This is a genomic window from Photorhabdus akhurstii, assembly GCF_018448925.1.
Lineage (GTDB): Bacteria > Pseudomonadota > Gammaproteobacteria > Enterobacterales > Enterobacteriaceae > Photorhabdus > Photorhabdus akhurstii.
Genome location: NZ_RCWE01000017.1, coordinates 98725 through 101187 on the forward strand (window position 1 = coordinate 98725; position 2463 = coordinate 101187).

The window sequence follows — 2463 nt, forward strand, 5'->3', positions numbered from 1 at the left end:
TACAGATATAGTCAGGCGTTTTAAATAACTTAACCTTGATATGATAATCCGGTATATATTGTTTATACCGGATTATTTTTCTACTTATTCTTTTTCCCGAGGTATATGCGCATTAACAAAGCTTTTTACTGATAGCTTTATGACGGGCAGGTTTTAAACGGTTATTAAAAACCCTTGTTTTAACCTCCGATTTTAATCGTTATCAGGTTTTAACCGCTGTTTTTATCACTTTTATTATCTGATTTTTATTCAGTTTAATCATCATGGCATATCGTATTTTACATTTAATAAACATTAATCGTACCCGCTTTTTATCTTTGCTGAGGCTGTTTACGCTCAATCCTGAGCGATTTCTATAGGTTATTTTTCGCCTAAATTAGGCCAGTCAATGGCCTGATGGTATTAAAGATACCCCCTTATGTTTTTTCGGATAATCAACTCTCTGTTTAGAAGTTAAATCCTACCGTATTAACCGTTTTACCCTCCTTTTTATTGCGTTATGTTTATAACTTACTCAGTAAAATAACAGTGAGAAAATATTTTAATATCAACATGCCGAATAACATTATTTTACCTGCTGATTTCTTTTCAACTGTCTGTTAATGGTTAATGGACTTTTAATACCAGAAAATTACTATCCTTATAAAAAAGTATCTATTGAGTTAACTCTATATTTTTCTTTTATATAAATCTTTAATCTCTCTGTATACTCACTTTTAAATTATTATAGCAGGGAATAAATCTCTTTATTCACGCTGTAATTTTTAAAAAATGGGCATTAATGGGAGACCTACTTTTTAAATCCCCAGATGAATTAATTAGCGATAAAAAACGCTTGCATTCACTAATAACTGGAAATACAAGTAAAAAGAGAAAGTTAATCACGTTAAAAAAAATGGCATCGGTAAAACAACCATCATTCCTGGGTTTTTCCTATTTTTTAAAGCAAAAATGCATCTAATAGATGGTTTTGATTAAGCAGTTTTTATCAACCTAATGTTTTTTCGTTTCCTGATACGTAGTTAACTTCCCTGATTTTATTAAACTGATGTTTAAGTTTTCTCTTTTCCCTGTATTTAGTTCTTCAACTTTAAAACCTGAGCAGATAACCGGGATGATAATAATATTTAAACTCAATGCCTGATGATTTCATCATGTTTAATAATGCTAATCTAATCAATCTAAAGGTTTATCAATTTTCTTTAATGATTGTCTCTGTTTTTCGTAAACCCCTTACAGCCCATGTAAAACCGCTTATTTAAGCACATTAGCTTAATTCGGTTAATCTGGTTAAAGATTTTCACTCTTATTATTGGATTAACGCAGTCACTTTGTTAATCAATTCAAGACTGGTTTTTCCGAATGTTTTTTCTGCCAATGTCAATGTTGCGTCGAATTTTCTACCCGTTTTTAAAAAGTTTTAATCACCTGTTTTCACCGTTAATGATTAAAGTTTTTACCTGTTTTTTCATCACACACTGACTATTTTTCTCCCGATGTTAAAACGACACTGACAAACCCTAAACGCCTTTTTAATAACGGTTTTATCATATGCGGATAAAGCGTATCTCATCTTGCCTGAATGAGTGAAAACTTCTGACCCTCTGGCTTTCAAACGATATAAAAAACGCCACCCCACCTGATTTAATCTGAGCGAGCCTTAACATGGCGAAGTCAATAAAAAACGCTAAAACGAAAAATCAAAGACAGTAAAAACAGCGTTAAAACCACTGCCGGTGGTAGCAAAAAGCGATAAAAAAGAAGTTTCATGGCCATGAAAACGGTCAGTACACCTTTTTTCGTTTTATGATTAATGAAAACTCCACCGTGATAATCGAAGCGTTAAAAGTAAATACAGCCTAATATGGTGTCCGTTGCTTTCGTTTAATAAAATTCGGATGTTGGGTGAACGTAGCGGGTTAAAGGATTTGCGATTTATGTCACATTTATTAAGTTAATCAAATGGTCATCATACAAACAGACGGGACAACATAAGTTTTTTGTTATATGTTCCTGACTGGATATTAAACAAATGAACTGTTTAATTAGTTATCTTAACCAGACGCTTAAACAGCAATAGCATATCCCCGACGTTGCCTGTTTATACAGGTTATCAATAAGACTGTCAGCCACAGACTGCCAGCGCTTTCATCGTTTGATGTACTTTCACCCGAGGCGCTTTAACCTTTGGGGCAGCTTATGAGCTGCTCCCCTGGCCTGATAATGCGTTCAGTTAACCTTGTTATCTGATTGTTATTATCTGACCACGCAAGGTAAGTTCACTGGAACATGACAACCTGTTTCAATCAACAACGGAAAAAACATGGAAAACACCACCTATCAAATGAATGAAGGCTCACTGACTATCCCGGGCAACTGGCGGGATGAATCCATGAATGTCTTTGTGCTGCCGGACGACAGCGGCATCAATCTGGTGGTCAGCCGCACCCCGGTCCCCGCCGG

At 34.9% G+C, this 2463-nt stretch carries 1 protein-coding gene; it reads left to right on the top strand.

Annotation, left to right across the window (positions count from 1 at the left end; genetic code table 11):
• Nucleotides 1-2323 precede the first annotated feature (2323 nt).
• The coding region (locus EAE93_RS16760) for a DcrB-related protein (RefSeq protein ID WP_214040160.1) at nucleotides 2324-2463 on the top strand (140 nt) is incomplete at its 3' end.